Source organism: Rickettsia endosymbiont of Gonocerus acuteangulatus, from assembly GCF_964026435.1.
Lineage (GTDB): Bacteria > Pseudomonadota > Alphaproteobacteria > Rickettsiales > Rickettsiaceae > Rickettsia.
Genome location: NZ_OZ032147.1, coordinates 93,964 through 114,637 on the forward strand (window position 1 = coordinate 93,964; position 20,674 = coordinate 114,637).

The window sequence follows — 20,674 nt, forward strand, 5'->3', positions numbered from 1 at the left end:
TGTAACTATGTCTATAAATCTCACAGATCATTTTCCAAATTTACACAAAGCTTTAGCTAGTGCTGCTTCTAGGAACGCTAGCAACGCTTGTGCATTGCCACAAAAACCTCATTCACAAAAAAGTACAAAATCCAAAGCTGAATCTAAAGCTGCAAGATTAGCTAATATATCGCATGACCATAATAACCAATCCTTATCAGAATCAGGACCAGTGTTAAGGTAGCTGTGATGAGCCGCCACATTTAAACAGGGAATTCTTTTATCTTTTTTTCATACTCTGGTTGGCAGTCTACGAGTGATAATTTTGAATATATTTCAAGCGATTGACGACTCTCATGCCCTGAATAAGGTTGAATCAATGCATCATCTACACCTTTTTTCTTCATCCATGTAAAAAGAATAATGTCGTAATTTATGTGGTGATATTGAGTTCTCAATACCTGCTTCTTTTGTATAGTTCATTAATATTTTTCTAATACTTCGATCAGAATAAGGTTTCTTCCAACTAGATTCAAATAGGTAAATTGTCTTATTTTTCTTCACATTTTCTATGTGTACAGCCAATACTTCTGTAAATGCATTAGGAAACGGAACTATTCTACCTTTATTACCCTTTCCTTGGTTAATTCTAATTTGACAACTATCTAAATCTATATCTGATATTTTTATTTTTACCAATTCCGATACTCGTACCCCAGTATAAAGTAACGTCTTAATAATTACTACATGCTTCATATTTCTTGATTTCCAAACAGCCTTATAATACTTACCAATCTCTTCTTCTGGTTGGCACAGGCTTTGTTCGGAAGGGTATCTGTTGGTCTTTTTTAGACGTAATTATCCTATTTTGACTGTGACACATTTACCGAATGAATTCCATAAATTTATAATATTGGTAATAACAATTGCTTCACGTTTTTGTGATGATATTTTTTTAGTTAATAGAGATGAACCAATACATCTCTTAATTCTTGAAATTTGAGCTTCAATTCGTGCCCTAATTCCATAACAGTATTTTTTATAAAATGCATAAATGTTACTTTCTTACTAATATAACTTACAACCTTATCATGCCATATGGTGTTATCTTGACCATATATCTTAGCATTACGTGGGGGAGGCATTACTGGCGTAATACCGCAATTACTTAATTTCTCAACTCCTTCAATACTATAGTAAGCACCATCAGCAATTACTCTATCTACCGATATATTCTCTGGTATTAAGGACTCTAGCATCTCTATATCAGCAGTATAGCAATCAGTAATCTCAACATCATGAATATTCATTGCAGGATCTATAGAAATATGCATTTTCTGCCATGGCTTATTCTTACAGACTTTATTGTATTTTGTTTCATACCAGTTACTAGCTGTATTAAATCTAAGACCTGTGCTATCTAGTATCAGAGATATAGCTTCGCCATTCTTGATACGCACAGCAAGTTTATTGCAAAACTGTTTGACCTCTAATGGTATCTGTGAAAATAAATCACATAGATGACCAAAACTTGGTACTGGAATCTCAAGACCCTTGCCCCGCCATAGATCCTCAAAGTAACCTGTTATTTGACGCTGCCCGAAATCAAATAAACGATATAATGTATAAATTAGTTGTATATATGGTACTTGGTATGTCGTTGTCCTCCCAGATTCTCCCTCTACGTAAGGTTGTGTATTAATGAACAAAGACTCTAAATCACCTTCAGGGAAATACAGGCTGACCATCCCTCTTTTTCTTAAACTATCGTTATATTGTGACCAATTGGTTATTTTATATCTCGGCTTATCTATTTTTCTTGGCAAACCTGTTTTTGTTCTTTCTTTGTATGGCATTTTTAATTTATAACTTATCTATTCCAGAATATTATATGGTATTCTCTACATACTACCCTTCCTTTTTTATTACCCTTCCGAACAAAGCCACTACTAACCTCGTATCTATAACTTTATAGACCAGTCTATAACCCACCGTGCGAAGTTTAATTTTATAACAATTCGGCATAGTATAGCATAAGTCATTAAGGTACTGACAGAGCGAGAGTATCATGTTATAGTAAGCAAATATTAACAAGCATGTAAAGAGATATGGCACGAGCATATGCAATAGAACTAAGACTAAGAGTTATAAAAGCTGTAGAAGCAGGGATACGAATAAGTAAGGTAAGTAAATTATTTAATGTAAGTCGTGATACTATATATAAATGGAAAAAATTAAAAGATAAGCAAGGTACTTTAGAAGCAGCAACTGGTTATCAGAAAGGACATAGTCATAAGATAAAAGATTCAGAATCTTTTAAAGAATTTTTTAAAGCTAATATGAATAAAACATCAAAGGAGTTAGCAAAGCAATGGGGTAATATTGCATCTGTAACTATTTTAAGACAAATCAGAAAACTTGGCTATAGCTATAAAAAAACTCATTTTCATCCGAAAAGAGATATTAAATTAAGAAATGAATTTATAGCAAAGATACAAACCATCACAAAAGACAAATTAGTATATCTTGATGAATCTGGAATAGAGGATAATGCTTGCAAAGAGTATGGATGGAGCATTATAGGACAAAGGTGTTATGGAGAAAAGGTGTATCAACATAAATTTAGAATAAGTATGATAGCTGGTCTTTGTAATGGTAATCTTATTGCTCCTGTAATATTTGAAGGTAATTGTAATACAGAGGTCTTTAAAACTTATATTAGGGATGTATTAATTACAGAATTACAACCTGGGCAAACCGTTATTATGGATAACATTAATTTTCATAAAAATTCTAAAGTTAAAGAGTTAATTGAATCCATTGGTTGTACCATATTGTATTTATCAACTTACTCTCCTGATTTAAATCCTATAGAGCATTACTGGTTTAAGATAAAAAATGAAATTAGGAAAGTTGTAGGAGATTTTGAAACATTTTATGATGCTGTTTTTAATACTATTAAATTGTCAGTATCTTAATGATTTATGCTATATGTACAATCATAATTTGCACTATTACAGCTAATAACTCAGGTACGCTTCTTAAGTGGTCAGTTTCAATAACTACGATATCTTTCTTCAGTGATAAGCCAGCTTTGCCGCTAAAGAAACTTCCATATTGACCATCTCTTGTAAATGGAAATAACATATTGCCAAGCTCTTTTGCGTACTCCTCGTCTCTGTTGCTTAGCCACTGTGTGCTATATCAGTGATTTCTGCTTTTGAGCTTTTTTTTGCCATACCTCAATTACAGCTCGCTGTAGCATTGGTTGCTGCAAATCATTAGTACCAGATTTTGGAGCTGCCATAGTCCCAACTATTGACGGGAAACTCGCTAAAAAATCTGCTCTTGCCTCCTTGTAATCGTAATTGCGGTAATTGCTCATACCTGCAATCTCTAACCATGCTATATCTCTTGCTTCTCTTACTAATCTGTACATATATTCCTCTTGAATTTTTATTTACAAAACTTACGCTATGTTTGATATAATTCCTATAAATTAAAGGATATTATAAAGTGATGCACTGTAAAAACATAGCTTTGTAGTAAGGGTTTTTAGCATATTTGCTATAACTGTCATTGCTAAAATAAAAGGGACCAGTAAATTGCACGAAAAAGGGACCAGAGAAGTTGGTGTGACCTAATAAGGTTAATGTGCAATATTCACTAGATAATTAAGCAAGTAAATATCTAGTGATACAATGATAAGAATAAATATGTATACAACAATTATCACCCTTTATAAACAAGGCAATAGTCAAAGGAATATTGCCAAACTAACAAGAACAGACCGCAAAACAGTACGAAAAATAATAAACCGCTATGTAGAGGCTGGTACAGAATCCCCAGCAATCTATGAACGATCTTCAGTTTTGGATTTTTGGCACGAAAAAATAATTGAGTTATTAGAAAAAAATCTGAGTTACATAAGAATTTTTGAGGAGTTAAAAAATCAAGGTTATACAAGCAGTTATACTTCTTTGACCCGTTATATCAAAAAATATAAAATTAAGGATAACAGTTGCATTCGTTTTCATACTTTAGCAGGAGAGGAAGCACAAGTAGATTTTGGTGACATAGGCTTACAGTATAATTCTAAAGGGCGTAGAGTTAAAGCATATGTATTTAATATGCGTTTAAGCTATAGTCGCCTTGATTATTATGAAGTAGTGTTTGATCAAAGTTGTCAAACATGGATTCAATGTCATATCAATGCATTTAATTATTTTGCTGGTAGTCCAAAAGTAATAAAACTTGATAATCTTAAAGCTGGAGTAGTAGATGCCAATTTTTATGAGCCAGTATATCAGAAGGAATATAAGTGCTTAGCCGATCATTATGGAATTTTACTTTCTCCTTGTCGAGTGTATCAACCTCAAGAAAAAGGCAAAGTTGAGTCGGGAATAAAATACGTTAAAAATAATTTTTTTGCTGGTCGTAAATTTGATAGATATGAAGAATTAACAAATTGTCAACAGCGGTCGAAAAATGATACAGATTTTTAATATGCAACGGCTGAAAATTGATACAGTATCATAAAAAAATTATCTGATATTTAAGTCATAAGATTTTCCTCCTGTTTATTAATAATTCCTATTGGCACAAGACCAGCTTTCTTTTTATCCTTAAGCCTGAAACTATCACCTTTAATATTAAGTATAGTGGAGTGGTGAAGCAGACGATCTAAAATAGCAGCTGTAAGAGCACTATCCTGAGCAAGACTATTATGCCATTGTCCAAATGGAAGATTACTTGTAAGAATTATGCTACCCTTTTCGTAACGCTTTGCTATAACTTGAAATAACAGATTAGCTTGTTCTGGTTTTAACGGCAGATATCCAAACTCATCTATTATAAGTAATTTATATGGTAGTATGACTCTTTTGAATATGGAGTCCAGGTTTCCCTGATTTAGCCCAGTATTAAGTACAAGCATCAAATCTGCAGCTGTTGTAAATTTAGTCTTGATTCCACATTGTGTAGCTGCATAACCAAGAGCAATAGCTATATGGGTTTTCCCTACTCTAGAAGGACCAAGCAGAATAATATTTTCCTGTCTTTCTACAAAAGACAGAGACCTTAGACCTTCCAGAATCTTGCGTTTTATTCCTGTAGCAAAATCATAATCAAAATTATCCAGCGTTTTAATAGCAGGAAAACCTGCCATTCTGGTGAGTATTGATTTACTTCTATTCTGTCGTGCCAACAGCTCTGTTTTTAATATTGACTCAAGGAAATCCATATAACTTGAGTCTTCTTTACTAGAGGATTGTGCAATATCAAAATAATTTTCAGCTATCTGAATAAGGTTTAAAGAGCGGCACAGCTCTTCTATACGTTGGTGCTGCAGGTTCATAATGCCTCCAGTATACTTTGGTATATGCATAGGGAATGTTGTAAGGAAACTGTAGAAAATTGTTCCCTTTTATCTTCCATAATCTCTAGTGCTGCAGGATGACTACCACTATAATCCAATGGTAGTGGCTGAAGATTGCTCCTTTCAAACTTTAATCTTTCTGCAGGTATTTCGCCTGTTGTTCCATGCACACGCCGATTCGCAGTATCACGCAACCATTTTAGTACCTCTGAATTTGCAGTATCCACATCCAACACTAACTCTGCAGTTTTTAATTTTGTTACTAATGGATTATAAAAGCTTTCTCTTATATATCTGTTAAATCGCTCAACCTTGCCCTTAGTTTTTGCTCTATAAGGCCTACACACTTTTAATCGGAAACTGTAATGTTTGGCAAAATCCAGCATACCTTTATTAAAGCGGTGTATGCCAGGACCATATGTATCCCTATCCAGTATTACTGTCTTCATGTTGTCATACAGTACTTCTTCTGGCACTCCGCCAAAATATTCAAATGCCCGCTTATGGCATTCTATTAATGTTACAAGCTTCTCATTAGTAACAAATTCTACATAGCTTGCTCGACTAAATCCTAATGTAGCCACAAAAGCTGATAGAGGACTTTTCCCCTTACGAAATTCTATCCAGTCAACTTGCATCTGTTTGCCAGAAGCAGTCTCAAATCTTATCATATCCTCCTGTTTAGCTGCAGGCTTTATACTCCTTAAATAATCCCTAAGTTGGGTCATCCCGCCTGTGTAACCCAACTCCTTTATCTCTTGAAACAGTACAGTACCAGGTAGTGATACAGGATGGGCAGATTTTATTCTGTTACTCAAGTAGTCTTTATATGGGGCAAGCTTTGTTACCAACTTTGGCCTATCTTTATATTTAGGGTTACCATCATATTTTAAATATTTACGTACTGTATTTACTGATGCACCTACTTCTCTTGCTATACTTCTTAAGCTTTTACCATGTTTATTCAATATTTTTATTTCCATTATTTGCTCCAGTATTATCATTATTCATTACCTCCTTATTCAGAAGATATTACTTTAATACTGTATCAATTTTTATCCGTTGCTCTGTATCATTTTACTTCCGTTGCTAACAAATGGTCTTGCAAATTGGTTAAATAAGGCCAATAGCCGAATACATGGTACTACTAAGAGAATACCTAGAGAACTGTTTGAGCAAGAGGAAAGAAGTAGTTTGATTCCTTTACCATTAGAAACTTTTGATTTGTCATCTTGGCATAATCGAAAAGTAGCAAAAGATTGTCATATTACCATAGATAATAATTATTACTCTGTACCAGCAAAATATATATACAGTGAGGTAATGGTACAATTGTCCCCAAAACTTGTTCAAATATTTTCTATACAAAATGATTTAATAGCAAGACACGTTAGAACAGAGGGCAAGGGGATATTTACCACTAATCCGTCTCATTATGCTAAATACAAACGTCTATGCCCAGGTTTTATAGAATATAGTGAACATTATCAACAACAAATGCAGCAGATAGGGAATAATTGCAGTTTATTATTAGAATCATTACAACAAACAAGAGTGAATGATTGGCAACGTTGTGCACGAGGTATCATTTCTTTACGTAAGGTTTACAATGATGACTTAATAGATAAAGCCTGTCATAGAGCACTACATTATGGTATAAGTTCTTACTCTAAAATTAAGAATATTTTAAATAGTAATGCAGTAAACTTACCATTACCAGAGTTTGGAGGTAATAATGCAGAACTTATTTAATGACCTACGAAGCTTTAGATTATCAGGTATAGTCAATAGTTTAAATGAAAGGATTATTTATGCTCAAAATAATAAACTAGGATTTAAAGAATTTCTATCACTATTATGTGAAGATGAAAAATCTAACCGTAAGGATAATAATTACCGTCGCCGTAAAAGTGCTGCTAAATTGCCGGTAACTAAAAATTTAGAAGACTTTGATTTTAATTTCCAACCAAGTGTTGATGCCAAAGTAATAAGTGATTTATCAACTTGTGATTATATTAATACTAAGGGAAATGTAATATTCATAGGTGATTCAGGAACTGGGAAAACTCATCTTGCCATTGGGCTAGCATTAAAAGCTTTAACACGAGAATACTCTGTATATTTTACTACGGTATCGGATATGCTTTATAATTTACATATTGCAAGAGCAGATAATAGTTATCACAAAAAGGTTAAATTACTCCTATCGTTTGATTTATTAATTCTTGATGAGCTCGGGTTTAAGCAATTGCCAAAACATTCAGTAGAAGACTTTTTTAATATTATTGCTAAACGATATGAAAATAAATCTACCATTATTACCACAAACAAGGATTTTGAAAAATGGAATGAAATATTTGCTGATGAAGTATTAACTCATGCAATTATTGATCGAGTGGTACATCATGCTCATATACTAAACATAAAAGGTAAAAGTTATCGTATTAATAACTATAAATCTGGAGGTAATATGGCATAAAAATTTTTAAATATAGTGGTTCCTTTTTCGTGCAATTTACTGGTCCCTTTTTAATTGACAATGACACTATAACATAGCGTAAGTTTTGTTTATTTAATTTTTTAAATGCTTTCTAAATTTTCTAAAGTTCTTTTCGTCTTTAAAGACTAACCTTTAACTTTAATACTCCTTGGTGAGACTTAAATCGCTTCTGCCTTGTATGATCGTATAGTAGCCCTAATTTGATGTTCTGATGGCTTGCGATCAATCCAATGCCAGCATTAAAACTTGTCTTTTGGTGCTGCGGATTAATGTACGTGGTACTAGCACCTATCTCTTGAGCTACTCCGCCATTACCTTGATATGTTAAATGATACGGACTATGCCCTCCTCTGCTTCCTATTCTTCTCTCTACCGAAAAATGTGCAGTAGGTGTTAGTATGGTATTAGATAGTATGATGTTAGACGTACCACTCGCATTTAGTTTAATAGGAGCAAATATTACTCTGCTGCCTATTTCGCCGCTCATGGCTTGGTAGCTCTTCTTTCCTCGCTCTATAGACAGGTTGCTTCCTATTTGCTCTTGGTAACATTTTGCTTTCTCATACTCGTACTTAAAGCCAATATGAGGTATTAATGTTATATTTTGTGGTAATGCTATTTTGTAGTGCAAGTGCGACTCAAGGCTCAATAGTTTTGAATGTGCTTTGTCACCTTTGCTATATCCTGCTGAACCTATAGCTGAGAGGCTGATATTACGGCTTACTGGACTCAAGCCGTATAGACTAAGTATTTGAGTATCATATCTAGTAGCTCTGCTCACACTCTTGCCGCTGCTGCTTAAATCATTTGACTCGCCTTGATCTTGATATTTAACACGACTACTAAACTTGCTAAAACTCGCACCAACAAGCTGGTCATTTTCAAGGTTAATGTCTGCTCCTATAGTACCTCCAGCTATTTTAGTACTGTAGCCACCTGCACCTGCTGCTTCCCCTTTTTGCTTAGATGATGCCAATGTGCCACTACTCCATATACTATAGCCGTGGGGTTTTTCAGCTGCATCATCGGCTTCATCATCACCCGCAGCTACTGCAGCAGTTACTATATCTCTTGCAAATATATGGTGTTTGATATGGTGACTTGCTATTTTGCTTGCCTGACGTGCTTGAGTGCTGCTTGATGCTATTGTAGATGCTTTTTTAAGTAGCTCTTCTTTGTCCATAGAGGTATCCTGTACGTAGTGTTCGTTGCTAGGTGCAGCATCTGCTTCAGTAATAGAGTTTTGAATACCGTCTTCTGATACTGTAGCAAGTTTATCTAGCTCTGCTAGTTCCTCTTCTATTGGAGGCGGAGGAAATGGTAAATCGTCATCCTCAATGATATCAGACGCTATACCCATCTTCTTTAACTCCTCTGCAGTTGGCGGGGGTGGAAATGGTAAATCCTCATCATCTTTTTCAGATATATTTTCCTCTCTATTCACCTCTATTACTGGGTATGGTGGTAGTGGTAGCCTCTCTTGCTCCTGTTCTAATACGTCGTAGCCTATTGTTTGAGTGGTATTGATGCCATTAGCATTAGGTATCATACTCTCCCCCATTAATGCTAATTCTGCTTCCGTTGGTGGTGGCAATGTTAAAGCTGCATCATCGTTATCTATGACTAATTCATTATTTTTTGACTCACACTCAGAAGTAAATGTATTACCTATCTCAGTATCAGGATCTTGATATGCTAAGCCTAATCTTGATTTTGCAATAGTAGCGTATTGCTCTTCTAATAAGGCTTTGTTCTTTGCTATTGCTGATTTATTGCTTGCGATAGTTTGTCTTGCTTCCTCAGATGCTGATAGTTTTATTAAATACACAGCATCTACCTCCTTTTCTTTTGAATTAATCGTTCCAGCTTCTAACTCATCATCTATTTCTTCTTCTATCTCCATTGCTGCTTTTTTACTGCTTAATGTCTTATACAACTTATCTTTCAACTTATCTTGAGCCGTAAGTTTCGCTAAAATCTCAGCAGAACTTGACTTTGCTTTATAATGATTGTTCGGCATTAATGGCTCTTTATACTGATATCCTACTATCTTAGGTAAATCTTGTGTTGGACCTGGTGTTGATGACTTAGTAGTATCAGAACCATTAAAAGTATTTACTGGTTCTGTGTTTGTTGTGCCATTTGATAATTCCGGCGTTACTCTTGTGGTAACATCTTCTATGGCGTCATCCTCCCACTCAGCATCATTCTCACTAAAATTAGATAGACTCGATGTATCTTCTTCATTTCTTGCAAGAAAATGATACGGTATTGTTACACTCGCTCCTCCTATCTCTATTTTGACTTGATTTTGACTTGATGCATCATTAGCTATGCTAGGCGTGGTTGGAATGCTGCAGCCTGACTCTAAAGAGTGTTCTAATGAAGTATCTGATATCGTATCATCTGATAATGTATTGTATGCACTATCTCCATCTTGTACTCGGTCTAATACTTCTATTGCTTTTTTCTCCTCGTTAGTAAAATTAAATGATTGTGATGAATCATCATAACTAGGTGCTGATGCTAAGTATTCTAGTAGTGGGGCAGATGGCAGTTCCTCTGCAAGTGGCACTGATAGTGATAGATCAGTTTGGGATAAGCCATGATCATATATGCTTGAGTGTAAATCTTGTATTAGAGTATCATCCCTTGGCTTAGAATATACAGTCTCCTCAACCCAATCTTTTGTTACAAGATTGTCTTGAGGCGTGAAATATATACTATCTCTGCTGAGAGTATCAGATCCATCTACTCCAAAATTAAATGATGTGTTGACATTATTAAAGTTATTATCGGCTTGTTCCTCGGGGTCATTGTTATATAGATCTTGTAACTTTTCAATTGGCTTTTCTTGAGCTTTAGGAGCAGTACTACTGCTATTAAATCCTAATATATTACTAAAATGGTTCAATGGGTTTTTGAACTTAAACCGTCTTGAGGTGTTGTTATGGCTTCCATTAGGCTCAGTATTAGGTGATTGTACAGTAACTTCTTGAGATTCTACGCTAGGATGTGCTTTAGCATCTAATGTTGCTGTGAGCAACATAGCCGATAATAGGCTTGCAGATACTATGCGTAATATTCTGCTTATTGATCCGCTGTACTTTCTGCTATAGTAACTCTCGCTTTTACTACTAGGTAAAAAGTAGTTAGGTTGTAGGTGTTTTGATTGGTTTGATCCATGATCAGCTAATACTCTACCATTATTGCCATCACAAGGATAGTGTGATATATTCATATATGACCTCATATTGATTTATGGGTTGTTTCATTGACTGGTATATGCTCAAACTTTGGCTAGGACGAGCATCTATCGGTTTTTTCTTTTCTGTAATAATCTCCTTCTTTGTTCTCTATTACTACATCTCATATATTATATAAGCTTAAAACTTTAAGTCAAGAATAATTCATACTTATGAGGTAATAATTATTTTTTATGAAAAATGAATGATGATTTTATGAATTAATATATATGATTGAATAATTATTTTTTATGCAGTATAATTATTATTAACGTGTTATATTTTGATATAGCAAAATTAGTTTTTAACATTTAGTAAAAAATTTTTATGATTGTAATTATAGGAAGTAATAAAGGTGGTACAGGTAAAACAACTACTGCCACTAATATTGCATTAGCACTTGCATATAGCAATTATGATGTGTGTTTAGTAGATGCTGATTTTCAAAGATCCGCGTCACGTTGGCATCAAGATCGCCAAGAAGCAAAACTTATGCCATCAATTACTTTGATAGAGAAATATGATAATATTTCGACTACTTTAGAAGAATTAAACAAAAAATTTAATTACATTATTGTTGACGTGGCTGGACGTAATAGTAGGGAAATGATTACAGGATTCAGTGTTGCTGACGTACTAATATCTCCTCATCAAGCTAGTCAATTAGATTTAGATACTATAGTTGAATTACAAGAACAAATCATAAGAGTAAAAGATATTAACCCCAAATTGTCATCTTACATATTACACACTATGGCTAGCACGAACCCAACTGTAAGAACAAATGAGAGAAAAGAATTTTTTGATTATCTTAGTGATTTCCCTCAACTAAAACTATTAAATACATGTTGTTATTACCGAAAAATATATAGAGATGTGATGCCTTTAGGGAAGGCAGTAATAGAATATAACAATTTACAAGCTAAAAATGAAATACTAGAATTAATTAAAGAAGTGTTCTGATTATGGCATTTAAAAAACGTCCATTGCAGATTTCTCAACAAAAGATTGAGAATTTAGCAAAAGAATTAGCAGATAAACCTTATGGTTATGCAAAAGAAGAGGACTCTCTTGTTCGTACTACAATTTCACTTCCTTCTTCTGTTTTATTCAAATTAGAGGAACTCTCTAGACATAATAAAAGGACAAAGAGCTCATTAAAATCCGTTAGTGCCATCATACGTGATTATATTGCGAAATCTTTAAATATTTAATTATGGAACATGATGTATATAACAGCTCTGCAGTTAATAAGTTGCTCGGAATATTTTAGATTTAGGTGTACGCGACATTGCATTATTATTACATGTTAGTAAAACTACAATTAGCAAAGTAGAACTCAACAAAACTCGTGATTTTTTACTAAAACATAATGCTGCACTTGTTCATTTTTTCTCTTGTAATAATATCTATTTTCCTAATCCATTTAGTATTCAATACAAACCACAAAATATAATTAATATAAACACAGAGAGTACACTAACTAGATTCCAGTTAAAAGGTGCAAGATGCATTCTCAATATTAGTCAATCCGATCTTGCTAAAGTACTAAATATAAATAGATCAGTAATAATTGAGGCTGAAAAGTACCAAAATGAGCAACGCTTAACACTTTTTGGCAAACAGAAAGAACTCGAGATTATACAATTTTTTAATGACAATAATATTGTACTATATGATCATTTGTCCTTGTTTTTTAGAAAAAGAGTAGACAAATGATTTTTGTTGTGATAGGCTCTACTTCGTGAGCTTATTTTGCAGAACAAACAAAGGGTTAAGTCCTAGAATTAAAATACCCCAAGACTTAACAACTTATAAAAGCTTTCGCAGGGCTTTATAAGTTTATTAGTATATTTTTTTATAAAAAAGTCAAGGATTTCAGGTACTTAGCTCCATAAAAGGAGCATAAAATGCAATTATTTTATCCACTTGGATTACCAAGTTATAATATTGGTATACATGGGTTCCATGATACCACTAAGAATCAATCACAATCATACATCCCAATAACTGGATATGTCTTATTCTCATATATTATCATGCTCTAGGTTATCTACTCTTGAGAAGATGTATTATATCTTAGCTGATTCTCTTATCTGTATTAACTCTTCTAAAGGACGTAATAGATCTGTATCTCTTTCCGCTAAAAGCTGGGCAGAGCGACTTGCTTGTTCTAAATTTGAAGTATTTATATTGCAGAAATCCCTAGAGGATAAGGGATATTTCATTATCTACAAAGAGAAAAATGACAAAGGACAAAATAATCGTAATACTATTACTGCTACTATTCCTAATGATGTTTTTAATGATCTTAAATATGAACCTGATAGATTCAATTTAAGGTGTGATGATAATATAGAGACTAAAGGTACTGATCATTCTCAGTCAGATAATATTGATTCTATAGATAAAACATTTATACCTACCTTAGAAGGTAAGAGACAACATCTTGCAAAAACTAAGATGTTTATTAGAGTACCTTATCAGTTCTTAAAAGAATTAAATTCTAATTGTAACATTTCTGCAACAGCTAAGATTGTGTTATTATATTTTTTTACGAAGATTTATAAATCTTCTGTTAGTAAATATGATCATGGCTGTTCTGGTAGTAGATACGATTATGACAACGCTGTTGATTATTTAACACAAAATTCAAATTCTATTGTAATTTCTTATCAAGAATTACAACAAGAACTTAAATTACATAGGAATAGTCTTACTAAGGCATTAAAGACTCTAGAAGCAGCTAATCTTATCAATAGAGATCAGATAGTTATAAAAAGTGATGATTATTATAACAGCAGAGCTGATAAATCATTATGGAGAATATCACTGCTTAATGTTCCCTTCATAACTAATCCTAATGATCAGCATGTACAAGAAGGGCAGGAAGAATGCACTGATCTAAAAGCTGCAGTAATTAGCGATCACACTAAGGTGGAATATAACAATAATCAAGCCTTGTGGAATTCCTTTGCAGAAAAGAGATGCACTAAATATGACCCTCCTTGCACTGATTCTGGTCAATTATATAATAAAGACTTTATATTAAATTTAGTCTTTAATGATATTGCGTCTTTGATAAATTATATAGAATATAATGCTGACACTATGATAAAGGAGTCTGCACCATTTTTAGCTCAAATTGGCAGCAGAGCAAAAACCGAATTAAAAGAAATATGGGAAGAGAAAGTAAAAAGTAATCCTACCAATATTGTAGAATATAAATTTTCACAAATAGAAAATAATTTATCTGAATTTAATCTCTTTTGGGTATATTCCCCGCCGCTTGCGGCGTAATATGGCGGAATGAGCAAATATATACATAAAAGTCATAATGTTATGGTACTGCTGTATCACATGGTATTTCCAGCAAAATATCGCCGAGCAGTGTTTGACGTATCAGTTGATCAAGTATTACGAGAAATATGTTTAGAGATAGAAAAGAGATATCAAATAAAATTTTTAGAAATAGGGGTTGATGAAGATCATGTCCATTTTTTGGTACAATCTGTACCAACCTATAGCGTAACAAAAATAGTAACAACAATTAAAAGTGTTACAGCTCGTCAAATATTTAGACAGTGTCCACAGGTAAAGAAACAATTATGGGGTGGAGAATTTTGGACTGATGGATATTTTACGAGTACGGTAGGTAAGCATGGAAATGAGAATATGATAGGAAAATACGTAAAAAACCAAGGCAAGGAATATCAGAAACTGCATGAGGATCATCAGCTAGCTTTCTTCTAAAATACCCCGCTGCTTGCGGCGGGGATTACTTTTATTACTATAATTCAAAAAATGAAGCTAGGGCAATGGGCTAGTATTCTATTATCTTATATTTCAATTAATCCTTGGTCTTTATATTTTTAAAAGCTTTCTTGGTCAGGTGAACAAAGAGGAATTAATCATTTTTGTAATAAGGAATATTATAAAAAAGAATGTGAGAAAAAAAATATTCCTTGTGAAGAACAAGATTTAAATCATTTTATGTTATTGCTATTATATAAAATGTGTAAGCTTAATGATAAAAATATCCGTACTTTAAAAAAGGAAATTAATGATAAGAGAGAGAAACATGGAAGTATGGAAATAGTCATAGATGAACTGGTTGAATCTCAATCGCCTTATGAAAAAAATATTCGTAATTTTGCAAAAAAGAATAAAGATATAATTGAACTAGCAAGAACTGAGGCTCCTCAATTATTTGTTACAGAGCATAATATTGATTTATGTATTAAAGATGAAGAGCGTAGAAAGGATGCAAAAGAAATATTAAAATTAAAATCTTCAGAACAGTTTGTTGAAAATTGCTTAAAAAGAGTATGCCCTAAGTTAGATGAGTATAGAAAGGCTCAAGCTGAAAAAGCTAAACTTAATATAAAATATGAACCAATAGGTATTGATTTGATGACTTTTGAGATACTTAAGCATACTGATGAGCATAATGATGTCTTATTAGGTGCTGCAAAAGGATGAGTACTATATACCATATTCTTGATCATGTTCCTGCTATTTATAAAGAGGATATAGAAATAGAGTATGAGAACTTAGCAATGCAGATAATTAAGTCGGGAAAGCTAAGAATAGATACCGATGATTGTTGCAATTTTGCAAGATTTAGTGACCCTGCTTTTAATATTAGTATGATGGTTAGCAAAGAAGAGCTAACAGAACCACATTTAATCCCTGAAACTACAAAACTTTTCCAAAATCTATATAGAAATTCTGCTACCGATCAAAAAATAAAATCTGTCTTTGATAATCTAAAAAAACAAATCCATAAACTACAGCCAGTCAAAAAAGAAGTAATGGAAATGTTAGCCCGTATTTTTGTACAATCTACTCACCCGATCGTCATAAAATGGCTACTTCTTGATAAAACAGAGATATTTATAACCTACTCCCATAATATCGGCGATATGATGGATATGGTTAACTGGCAGAAAGTAGGCGGTAATAGTGGAATGCAAAGCACTAATGGCAAAGATGTAGCTATTTTTGTTTCATGCGGCGGTAATCCTTTCGCCGAAAATAGTAAGGATCACCCTATGTATGGTGGTGGTTTTGCTGCTGTTGCAAGACTTCAGATTATAGCAGCTCAAGAACTTGGGCATTTTGCTGATATAAAAAGGGACAATAAAGGCAGGCAAATCACCCGCCATTCAGCTAATTTTTCTGGCACTAAAGCAACAGATAAAGCACGTATTGCTCGTAAAAAAGATATAGAACATTGCCGTAATTTACTGCATAAATTGCTTAAAGCAGGAATGAAAAAGCAGCTAGATTATGAGACAAAGCTTAAATTTTATCATGCTAATAAAGTAAGAGGTTTAAAAATTCTAGCAATAAATTTCATGATTTTTATATATAAATTTAAGCTTTTAAGATATAGCAATAAACATGGTTTAGTTTTTGTCAGGAAATTTAAATCAGATAAATATATGGCATTAATGATTGATGCTATGTTTAAAGATATGCAAGCTAATTTATCACCATCAGCTGATGTATATAAAAATAAAAATCCTGAAATTGAAGAGGCAGTAGCCTGCATTGAAGCACTAGCACGAGTACCTCAGCAGGCAATAAAGTGGGGGTATCTCACAACAAAGGAAACTATGCATGAGCTTTATAAAATATATTATAATGAAGTTATCCCGTCATTAATCACTAGCTATGATGCAGTAACAGGTGAAAACTATAAACGTAGTTTGAAAAAAGCTAAAATTAGCTTATTAGCTAAAATAAATATTTTTAACAAGAAAAAATTAGTACTAAAACCAGTCAGAGAATTATAATTTGTTGTAATAAAAAATTTAATCTTTAATTGAAATAATTGTAATAATGGTATATTTATAGTGCAACATATCATTATTACTTATGTCCCAGAAACCTAAACACGACGAAATTATCCGAAGTGCATTTGAAAATCCAATAGTTGCCAAAGAATTTTTTCAAATGCCCTTACCTCCCCATATACAAAATTTGATTTCCTTTGAAAAGCTGAAAATGGAAAAAGATAGTTTTGTAGATAAAAAACTTAAGAAATCTATAGTAGATATTCTATTTTCTGCTAAGTTTGGAGATAGAAAAGGTTACTTGTTTCTGTTGCTCGAACATCAAAGCACATCTAAATATAATATGGCTTTGCGGCTATTTAAATATATGTTTAAAATTGCTGAATACCATAAGAAAGCAACAAAAAGTAAAAAGTTCCCTTTCATATATCCTTTGATATTTTATAACGGAGTGCAAAAATATAATGCTCCACGAAATCTATGGGAATTATTTGAAAACAGTGAATTAGTAAAAGCTACATGGACTAATGACTATCAATTAATTAATGTACATGATATTCCTGATATAGAACTAAAAAAACAAGCTTGGTCAGGAATTTTACAGTTTTTCATGAAGCATATTCATGAACGTGATTTATTAAAAAGGTGGGAAGAAGTAGCTGATCTTTTACCTAAATTCGCTAAAATAGATATTGGTGTTGATTATATAGAACTAATTTTATGCTACACTTTGACCAAGATTAAGCAAGATGATATAGCATAAATCATTAAGATACTGACAATTTAATAGTATTAAAAACAGCATCATAAAATGTTTCAAAATCTCCTACAACTTTCCTAATTTCATTTTTTATCTTAAACCAGTAATGCTCTATAGGATTTAAATCAGGAGAGTAAGTTGGTAAATACAATATGGTACAACCAACGGATTCAATGAACTCTTTAACTTTAGAATTTTTATGAAAATTAATGTTATCCATAATAACGGTTTGCCCAGGTTGTAATTCTGTAATTAATACATCCCTAATATAAGTTTTAAAGACCTCTGTATTACAATTACCTTCAAATACAGGAGCAATAAGATTACCATTACAAAGACCAGCTATCATACTTATTCTAAATTTATGTTGATACACCTTTTCTCCATAACACCTTTGTCCTATAATGCTCCATCCATACTCTTTGCAAGCATTATCCTCTATTCCAGATTCATCAAGATATACTAATTTGTCTTTTGTGATGGTTTGTATCTTTGCTATAAATTCATTTCTTAATTTAATATCTCTTTTCGGATGAAAATGAGTTTTGTTTATAGCTATAGCCAAGTTTTCTGATTTGTCTTAAAATAGTTACAGATGCAATATTACCCCATTGCTTTGCTAACTCCTTTGATGTTTTATTCATATTAGCTTTAAAAAATTCTTTAAAAGATTCTGAATCTTTTATCTTATGACTATGTCCTTTCTGATAACCAGTTGCTGCTTCTAAAGTACCTTGCTTATCTTTTAATTTTTTCCATTTATATATAGTATCACGACTTACATTAAATAATTTACTTACCTTACTTATTCGTATCCCTGCTTCTACAGCTTTTATAACTCTTAGTCTTAGTTCTATTGCATATGCTCGTGCCATATCTCTTTACATGCTTGTTAATATTTGCTTACTATAACATGATACTCTCGCTCTGTCAGTACCTTAATGACTTATGCTATATAAAAATGTCAAATAAATTTAAATCTCTTTTGGGTATATTCCCCGCCGCTTGCGGCGTAATATGGCGGAATGAGCAAATATATACATAAAAGTCATAATGTTACGGTACTGCTGTATCACATGGTATTTCCAGCAAAATATCGCCGAGCAGTGTTTGACGTATCAGTTGATCAAGTATTACGAGAAATATGTTTAGAGATAGAAAAGAGATATCAAATAAAATTTTTTAGAAATAGGGGTTGATGAAGATCATGTCCATTTTTTGGTACAATCTGTACCAACCTATAGCGTAACAAAAATAGTAACAACAATTAAAAGTGTTACAGCTCGTCAAATATTTAGACAGTGTCCACAGGTAAAGAAACAATTATGGGGTGGAGAATTTTGGACTGATGGATATTTTACGAGTACGGTAGGTAAGCATGGAAATGAGAATATGATAGGAAAATACGTAAAAAACCAAGGCAAGGAATATCAGAAACTGCATGAGGATCATCAGCTAGCTTTCTTCTAAAATACCCCGCTGCTTGCGGCGGGGATTACTTTTATTTGAGGGTTGACTAATTAATAATTTTATCTATAGTTTACTTATCTAATAGTATTTGAACTCTACTATTAATATAAACTAACTCCAAGTATACGCTTTATGCTGGGAATCTGCTATTATAATTATTTTTAAAATAAGAAGTATAGCGGAAGTCGTTATATTAATGGCTGAGCTTAATTCCCAGCACCTTATTCCTATTGTTTATTCAATTACATTTTGCTTGAATTTTTAAGTAAAGCCTACAAAGATATTAGTGTTAAGTTCAATTTATTAGAAGTATAGTGACCCTAAGTGGTAAATTAATATAGTGTCCTTATGAAGATTTTAAGGTTTTTAGTTTTTCTAAAAGATAGCACACATTTGGAAAGATTGTTATTCCAATAATTTTAATTCTTTAGCTTTAATAATAGAGCTATTATTTTTTCGAGCATTTGCTTTTATCTTTTTTATTTTCTTTTCCCAATTAATATAATAATAAGTTTTAAAACAATAAGCAGAAAATTCTAAGAATCTGTTTTCATCTTTTGTTAATTCAATTAATTTTATCAAAACTTACGCTATGTTTGATATAATGCCCATGAATTAAGGGATATTATGAAGTGCTTCACTATAAAACATTGCTGTGTAATAAGAGTTTTTAGCATATTTGCTATAACATAGCGTAAGTTTTGTTTATATAAGCCAAGTTGGCAATTATGCAATAATTGGCAACTTGAGTTAGCGTAGGTCATTTTTTTTATCAGCTTTTAATTTTGTTGATTAATATAGAGGTTCTTAAAAATAATATTAACAAAAAATATAATATAAAACTTACAAACATTATAATTAAAGGTTTTAGCATTGATGAGTGGATGGTTGGTGATCCTAATCTTAAAACGCTAGCTGGCTGGTGCAGGCTATACCAGAGATTTACCGAAAATTTTATTATTGGTATGTTAATAAGCCCAATAAGAGCAATAATAGAAGCAGGATTTTGTGCTTTTCTTATATCTTCTGCACTATTAACTATTATAATGTAGCTTAAATATAGCAAGAATAATATTAACATTGAAGTAAGCCGTGCATCCCATACCCACCATACTCCCCATATAGGTTTTCCCCATATACTGCCCGTTACTAAGCTAATTAGAGTGAAAGTAGCCCCGATATAGCTAGCAGCTACTGCAAGCAAATATGACATAGTAGTTTTCCATACTAAATAGCTGAAGCTACAGGCTGCCATAAATACATAAATAGCGAGTGCCATCCAAGAGGCAGGCACATGAACATACATAATACGTACGAATTCGCCTTGTTGATAGTCAGGCGGGGAAACTACCAGCCCTAAATAAAGACCAATAGCCGATGTTAAAAAAGTCAATATTGCCAATATAGGAATTACTATTTTTGACAATTTATCAAAATAATGAGGATTTAGTAATTTAAACATAATGCATTTCTGCTAAAAAGTAATTATACAGAATATAGCAGAGATTAAAAAAAAGAGGAGTAAAATTCTTAAATTGAAAT

20 protein-coding genes and 4 pseudogenes are annotated in these 20,674 nt (G+C 32.6%); 14 read left to right on the forward strand and 10 right to left on the reverse strand.

Annotated features, from left to right (window positions below; genetic code table 11):
• The first annotated feature begins 7 nt into the window (after positions 1-7).
• Entirely contained in the window at positions 8-223 is a 216-nt protein-coding gene (locus tag AAGD55_RS00590) for a hypothetical protein (RefSeq protein WP_341791743.1), read from the forward strand.
• Positions 224-242: 19 nt separating this feature from the next.
• Here AAGD55_RS00590 and AAGD55_RS00595 read toward each other — a convergent pair whose 3' ends face one another.
• The 3 genes from AAGD55_RS00595 to AAGD55_RS00605 all read right to left on the reverse strand — a co-directional run bounded on the left by AAGD55_RS00595 (position 243) and on the right by AAGD55_RS00605 (position 1,835).
• Positions 243-386 (reverse strand): hypothetical protein, encoded by a 144-nt coding sequence (locus AAGD55_RS00595; RefSeq protein WP_341791744.1) that lies wholly within the window; start codon positions 384-386, stop codon positions 243-245.
• Complete coding sequence (locus AAGD55_RS00600; RefSeq protein WP_341791745.1) at positions 364-735, reverse strand: tyrosine-type recombinase/integrase; 372 nt, start codon at positions 733-735, stop codon at positions 364-366. The genes AAGD55_RS00595 and AAGD55_RS00600 overlap by 23 nt, the downstream gene beginning before the upstream one ends.
• A gap of 203 nt (positions 736-938) precedes the next feature.
• A complete protein-coding gene (locus tag AAGD55_RS00605; protein WP_341791746.1) occupies positions 939-1,835 on the reverse strand; it encodes a transposase in 897 nt (298 codons plus the stop codon).
• Between the two features lie 252 nt (positions 1,836-2,087).
• Here AAGD55_RS00605 and AAGD55_RS00610 point away from each other — a divergent pair, with 252 nt between their 5' ends.
• Positions 2,088-2,957, forward strand: a complete 870-nt coding sequence (locus tag AAGD55_RS00610) for an IS630 family transposase (RefSeq protein WP_341791747.1) — start codon at positions 2,088-2,090, stop codon at positions 2,955-2,957.
• A 4-nt stretch (positions 2,958-2,961) separates the two neighbouring features.
• Here the strand turns inward: AAGD55_RS00610 and AAGD55_RS00615 are convergent.
• Positions 2,962-3,334 (reverse strand): annotated as a pseudogene (locus tag AAGD55_RS00615) (conjugal transfer protein TraC); the annotation flags it as partial.
• Positions 3,335-3,695: 361 nt separating this feature from the next.
• Between AAGD55_RS00615 and istA (AAGD55_RS00620) the strand changes: the two are divergent.
• Entirely contained in the window at positions 3,696-4,484 is a 789-nt protein-coding gene (gene istA / locus AAGD55_RS00620) for an IS21 family transposase (protein ID WP_341791748.1), read from the forward strand.
• Positions 4,485-4,534: 50 nt separating this feature from the next.
• Here istA (AAGD55_RS00620) and istB (AAGD55_RS00625) read toward each other — a convergent pair whose 3' ends face one another.
• Positions 4,535-5,335, reverse strand: coding sequence for an IS21-like element helper ATPase IstB (gene istB, locus AAGD55_RS00625; RefSeq protein WP_341791749.1), 801 nt, complete (start codon positions 5,333-5,335; stop codon positions 4,535-4,537).
• Positions 5,332-6,339 carry an IS21 family transposase gene (gene istA, locus AAGD55_RS00630; protein WP_341792481.1) on the reverse strand — a complete coding sequence of 336 codons (1,008 nt, stop codon included), beginning with the start codon at positions 6,337-6,339 and terminating at the stop codon, positions 5,332-5,334. The genes istB (AAGD55_RS00625) and istA (AAGD55_RS00630) overlap by 4 nt, the downstream gene beginning before the upstream one ends.
• Positions 6,340-6,442: 103 nt before the next feature.
• Here istA (AAGD55_RS00630) and AAGD55_RS00635 point away from each other — a divergent pair, with 103 nt between their 5' ends.
• Positions 6,443-7,108 carry a Mu transposase domain-containing protein gene (locus AAGD55_RS00635; RefSeq protein WP_341791750.1) on the forward strand — a complete coding sequence of 222 codons (666 nt, stop codon included), beginning with the start codon at positions 6,443-6,445 and terminating at the stop codon, positions 7,106-7,108.
• Positions 7,092-7,835: an IS21-like element helper ATPase IstB gene (gene istB, locus AAGD55_RS00640; RefSeq protein WP_341790851.1), complete on the forward strand. Its 744-nt coding sequence runs from the start codon at positions 7,092-7,094 to the stop codon at positions 7,833-7,835. The genes AAGD55_RS00635 and istB (AAGD55_RS00640) overlap by 17 nt, the downstream gene beginning before the upstream one ends.
• Positions 7,836-7,974: 139 nt before the next feature.
• On the opposite strand, the gene AAGD55_RS00645 is transcribed toward istB (AAGD55_RS00640), so the two are convergent.
• Positions 7,975-10,905: an autotransporter outer membrane beta-barrel domain-containing protein gene (locus AAGD55_RS00645; protein WP_341791751.1), complete on the reverse strand. Its 2,931-nt coding sequence runs from the start codon at positions 10,903-10,905 to the stop codon at positions 7,975-7,977.
• Between the two features lie 523 nt (positions 10,906-11,428).
• On the opposite strand from AAGD55_RS00645, the gene AAGD55_RS00650 reads away from it, so the two are divergent.
• From AAGD55_RS00650 to AAGD55_RS00680, 7 genes and pseudogenes are all read left to right on the forward strand, one after another.
• Complete coding sequence (locus AAGD55_RS00650) at positions 11,429-12,064, forward strand: division plane positioning ATPase MipZ (RefSeq protein WP_341791752.1); 636 nt, start codon at positions 11,429-11,431, stop codon at positions 12,062-12,064.
• Between the two features lie 2 nt (positions 12,065-12,066).
• On the forward strand, positions 12,067-12,315 hold the full coding sequence (locus AAGD55_RS00655) for a hypothetical protein (protein ID WP_341791753.1): 249 nt from the start codon (positions 12,067-12,069) through the stop codon (positions 12,313-12,315).
• Between the two features lie 696 nt (positions 12,316-13,011).
• Positions 13,012-14,203: pseudogene (locus AAGD55_RS00660) on the forward strand (chromosomal replication initiator DnaA); the annotation flags it as partial.
• 207 nt (positions 14,204-14,410) lie between these two features.
• Positions 14,411-14,854, forward strand: a complete 444-nt coding sequence (tnpA, locus tag AAGD55_RS00665) for an IS200/IS605 family transposase (protein WP_341791228.1) — start codon at positions 14,411-14,413, stop codon at positions 14,852-14,854.
• 240 nt (positions 14,855-15,094) lie between these two features.
• On the forward strand, positions 15,095-15,583 hold the full coding sequence (locus AAGD55_RS00670) for a hypothetical protein (protein WP_341791754.1): 489 nt from the start codon (positions 15,095-15,097) through the stop codon (positions 15,581-15,583).
• Positions 15,580-16,902, forward strand: coding sequence for a DUF2748 family protein (locus AAGD55_RS00675; protein ID WP_341791755.1), 1,323 nt, complete (start codon positions 15,580-15,582; stop codon positions 16,900-16,902). The genes AAGD55_RS00670 and AAGD55_RS00675 overlap by 4 nt, the downstream gene beginning before the upstream one ends.
• Before the next feature lie 82 nt (positions 16,903-16,984).
• Positions 16,985-17,659 (forward strand): annotated as a pseudogene (locus AAGD55_RS00680) (Rpn family recombination-promoting nuclease/putative transposase); the annotation flags it as partial.
• 10 nt (positions 17,660-17,669) lie between these two features.
• On the opposite strand, the gene AAGD55_RS00685 reads toward AAGD55_RS00680, so the two are convergent.
• Positions 17,670-18,537, reverse strand: a protein-coding gene (locus tag AAGD55_RS00685) for an IS630 family transposase (protein ID WP_341791756.1) whose coding sequence is annotated in 2 segments (ribosomal slippage) — positions 17,670-18,209 and positions 18,211-18,537 — 867 coding nt in all. Because the reading frame shifts where the segments join, the coding sequence is not laid out codon by codon here.
• 38 nt (positions 18,538-18,575) lie between these two features.
• Here AAGD55_RS00685 and AAGD55_RS00690 point away from each other — a divergent pair.
• Entirely contained in the window at positions 18,576-18,707 is a 132-nt protein-coding gene (locus AAGD55_RS00690; protein ID WP_341791757.1) for a hypothetical protein, read from the forward strand.
• Positions 18,688-19,132: pseudogene (tnpA, locus tag AAGD55_RS00695) on the forward strand (IS200/IS605 family transposase). The gene AAGD55_RS00690 and the pseudogene tnpA (AAGD55_RS00695) overlap by 20 nt, the downstream one beginning before the upstream one ends.
• A gap of 405 nt (positions 19,133-19,537) precedes the next feature.
• On the opposite strand, the gene AAGD55_RS00700 reads toward tnpA (AAGD55_RS00695), so the two are convergent.
• Together AAGD55_RS00700 and AAGD55_RS00705 are read right to left on the reverse strand one after the other, a co-directional pair.
• Entirely contained in the window at positions 19,538-19,714 is a 177-nt protein-coding gene (locus AAGD55_RS00700; RefSeq protein ID WP_341791758.1) for a hypothetical protein, read from the reverse strand.
• 190 nt (positions 19,715-19,904) lie between these two features.
• Positions 19,905-20,594 carry a heme ABC transporter permease gene (locus tag AAGD55_RS00705; RefSeq protein ID WP_341791759.1) on the reverse strand — a complete coding sequence of 230 codons (690 nt, stop codon included), beginning with the start codon at positions 20,592-20,594 and terminating at the stop codon, positions 19,905-19,907.
• Positions 20,595-20,674: the final 80 nt, after the last annotated feature.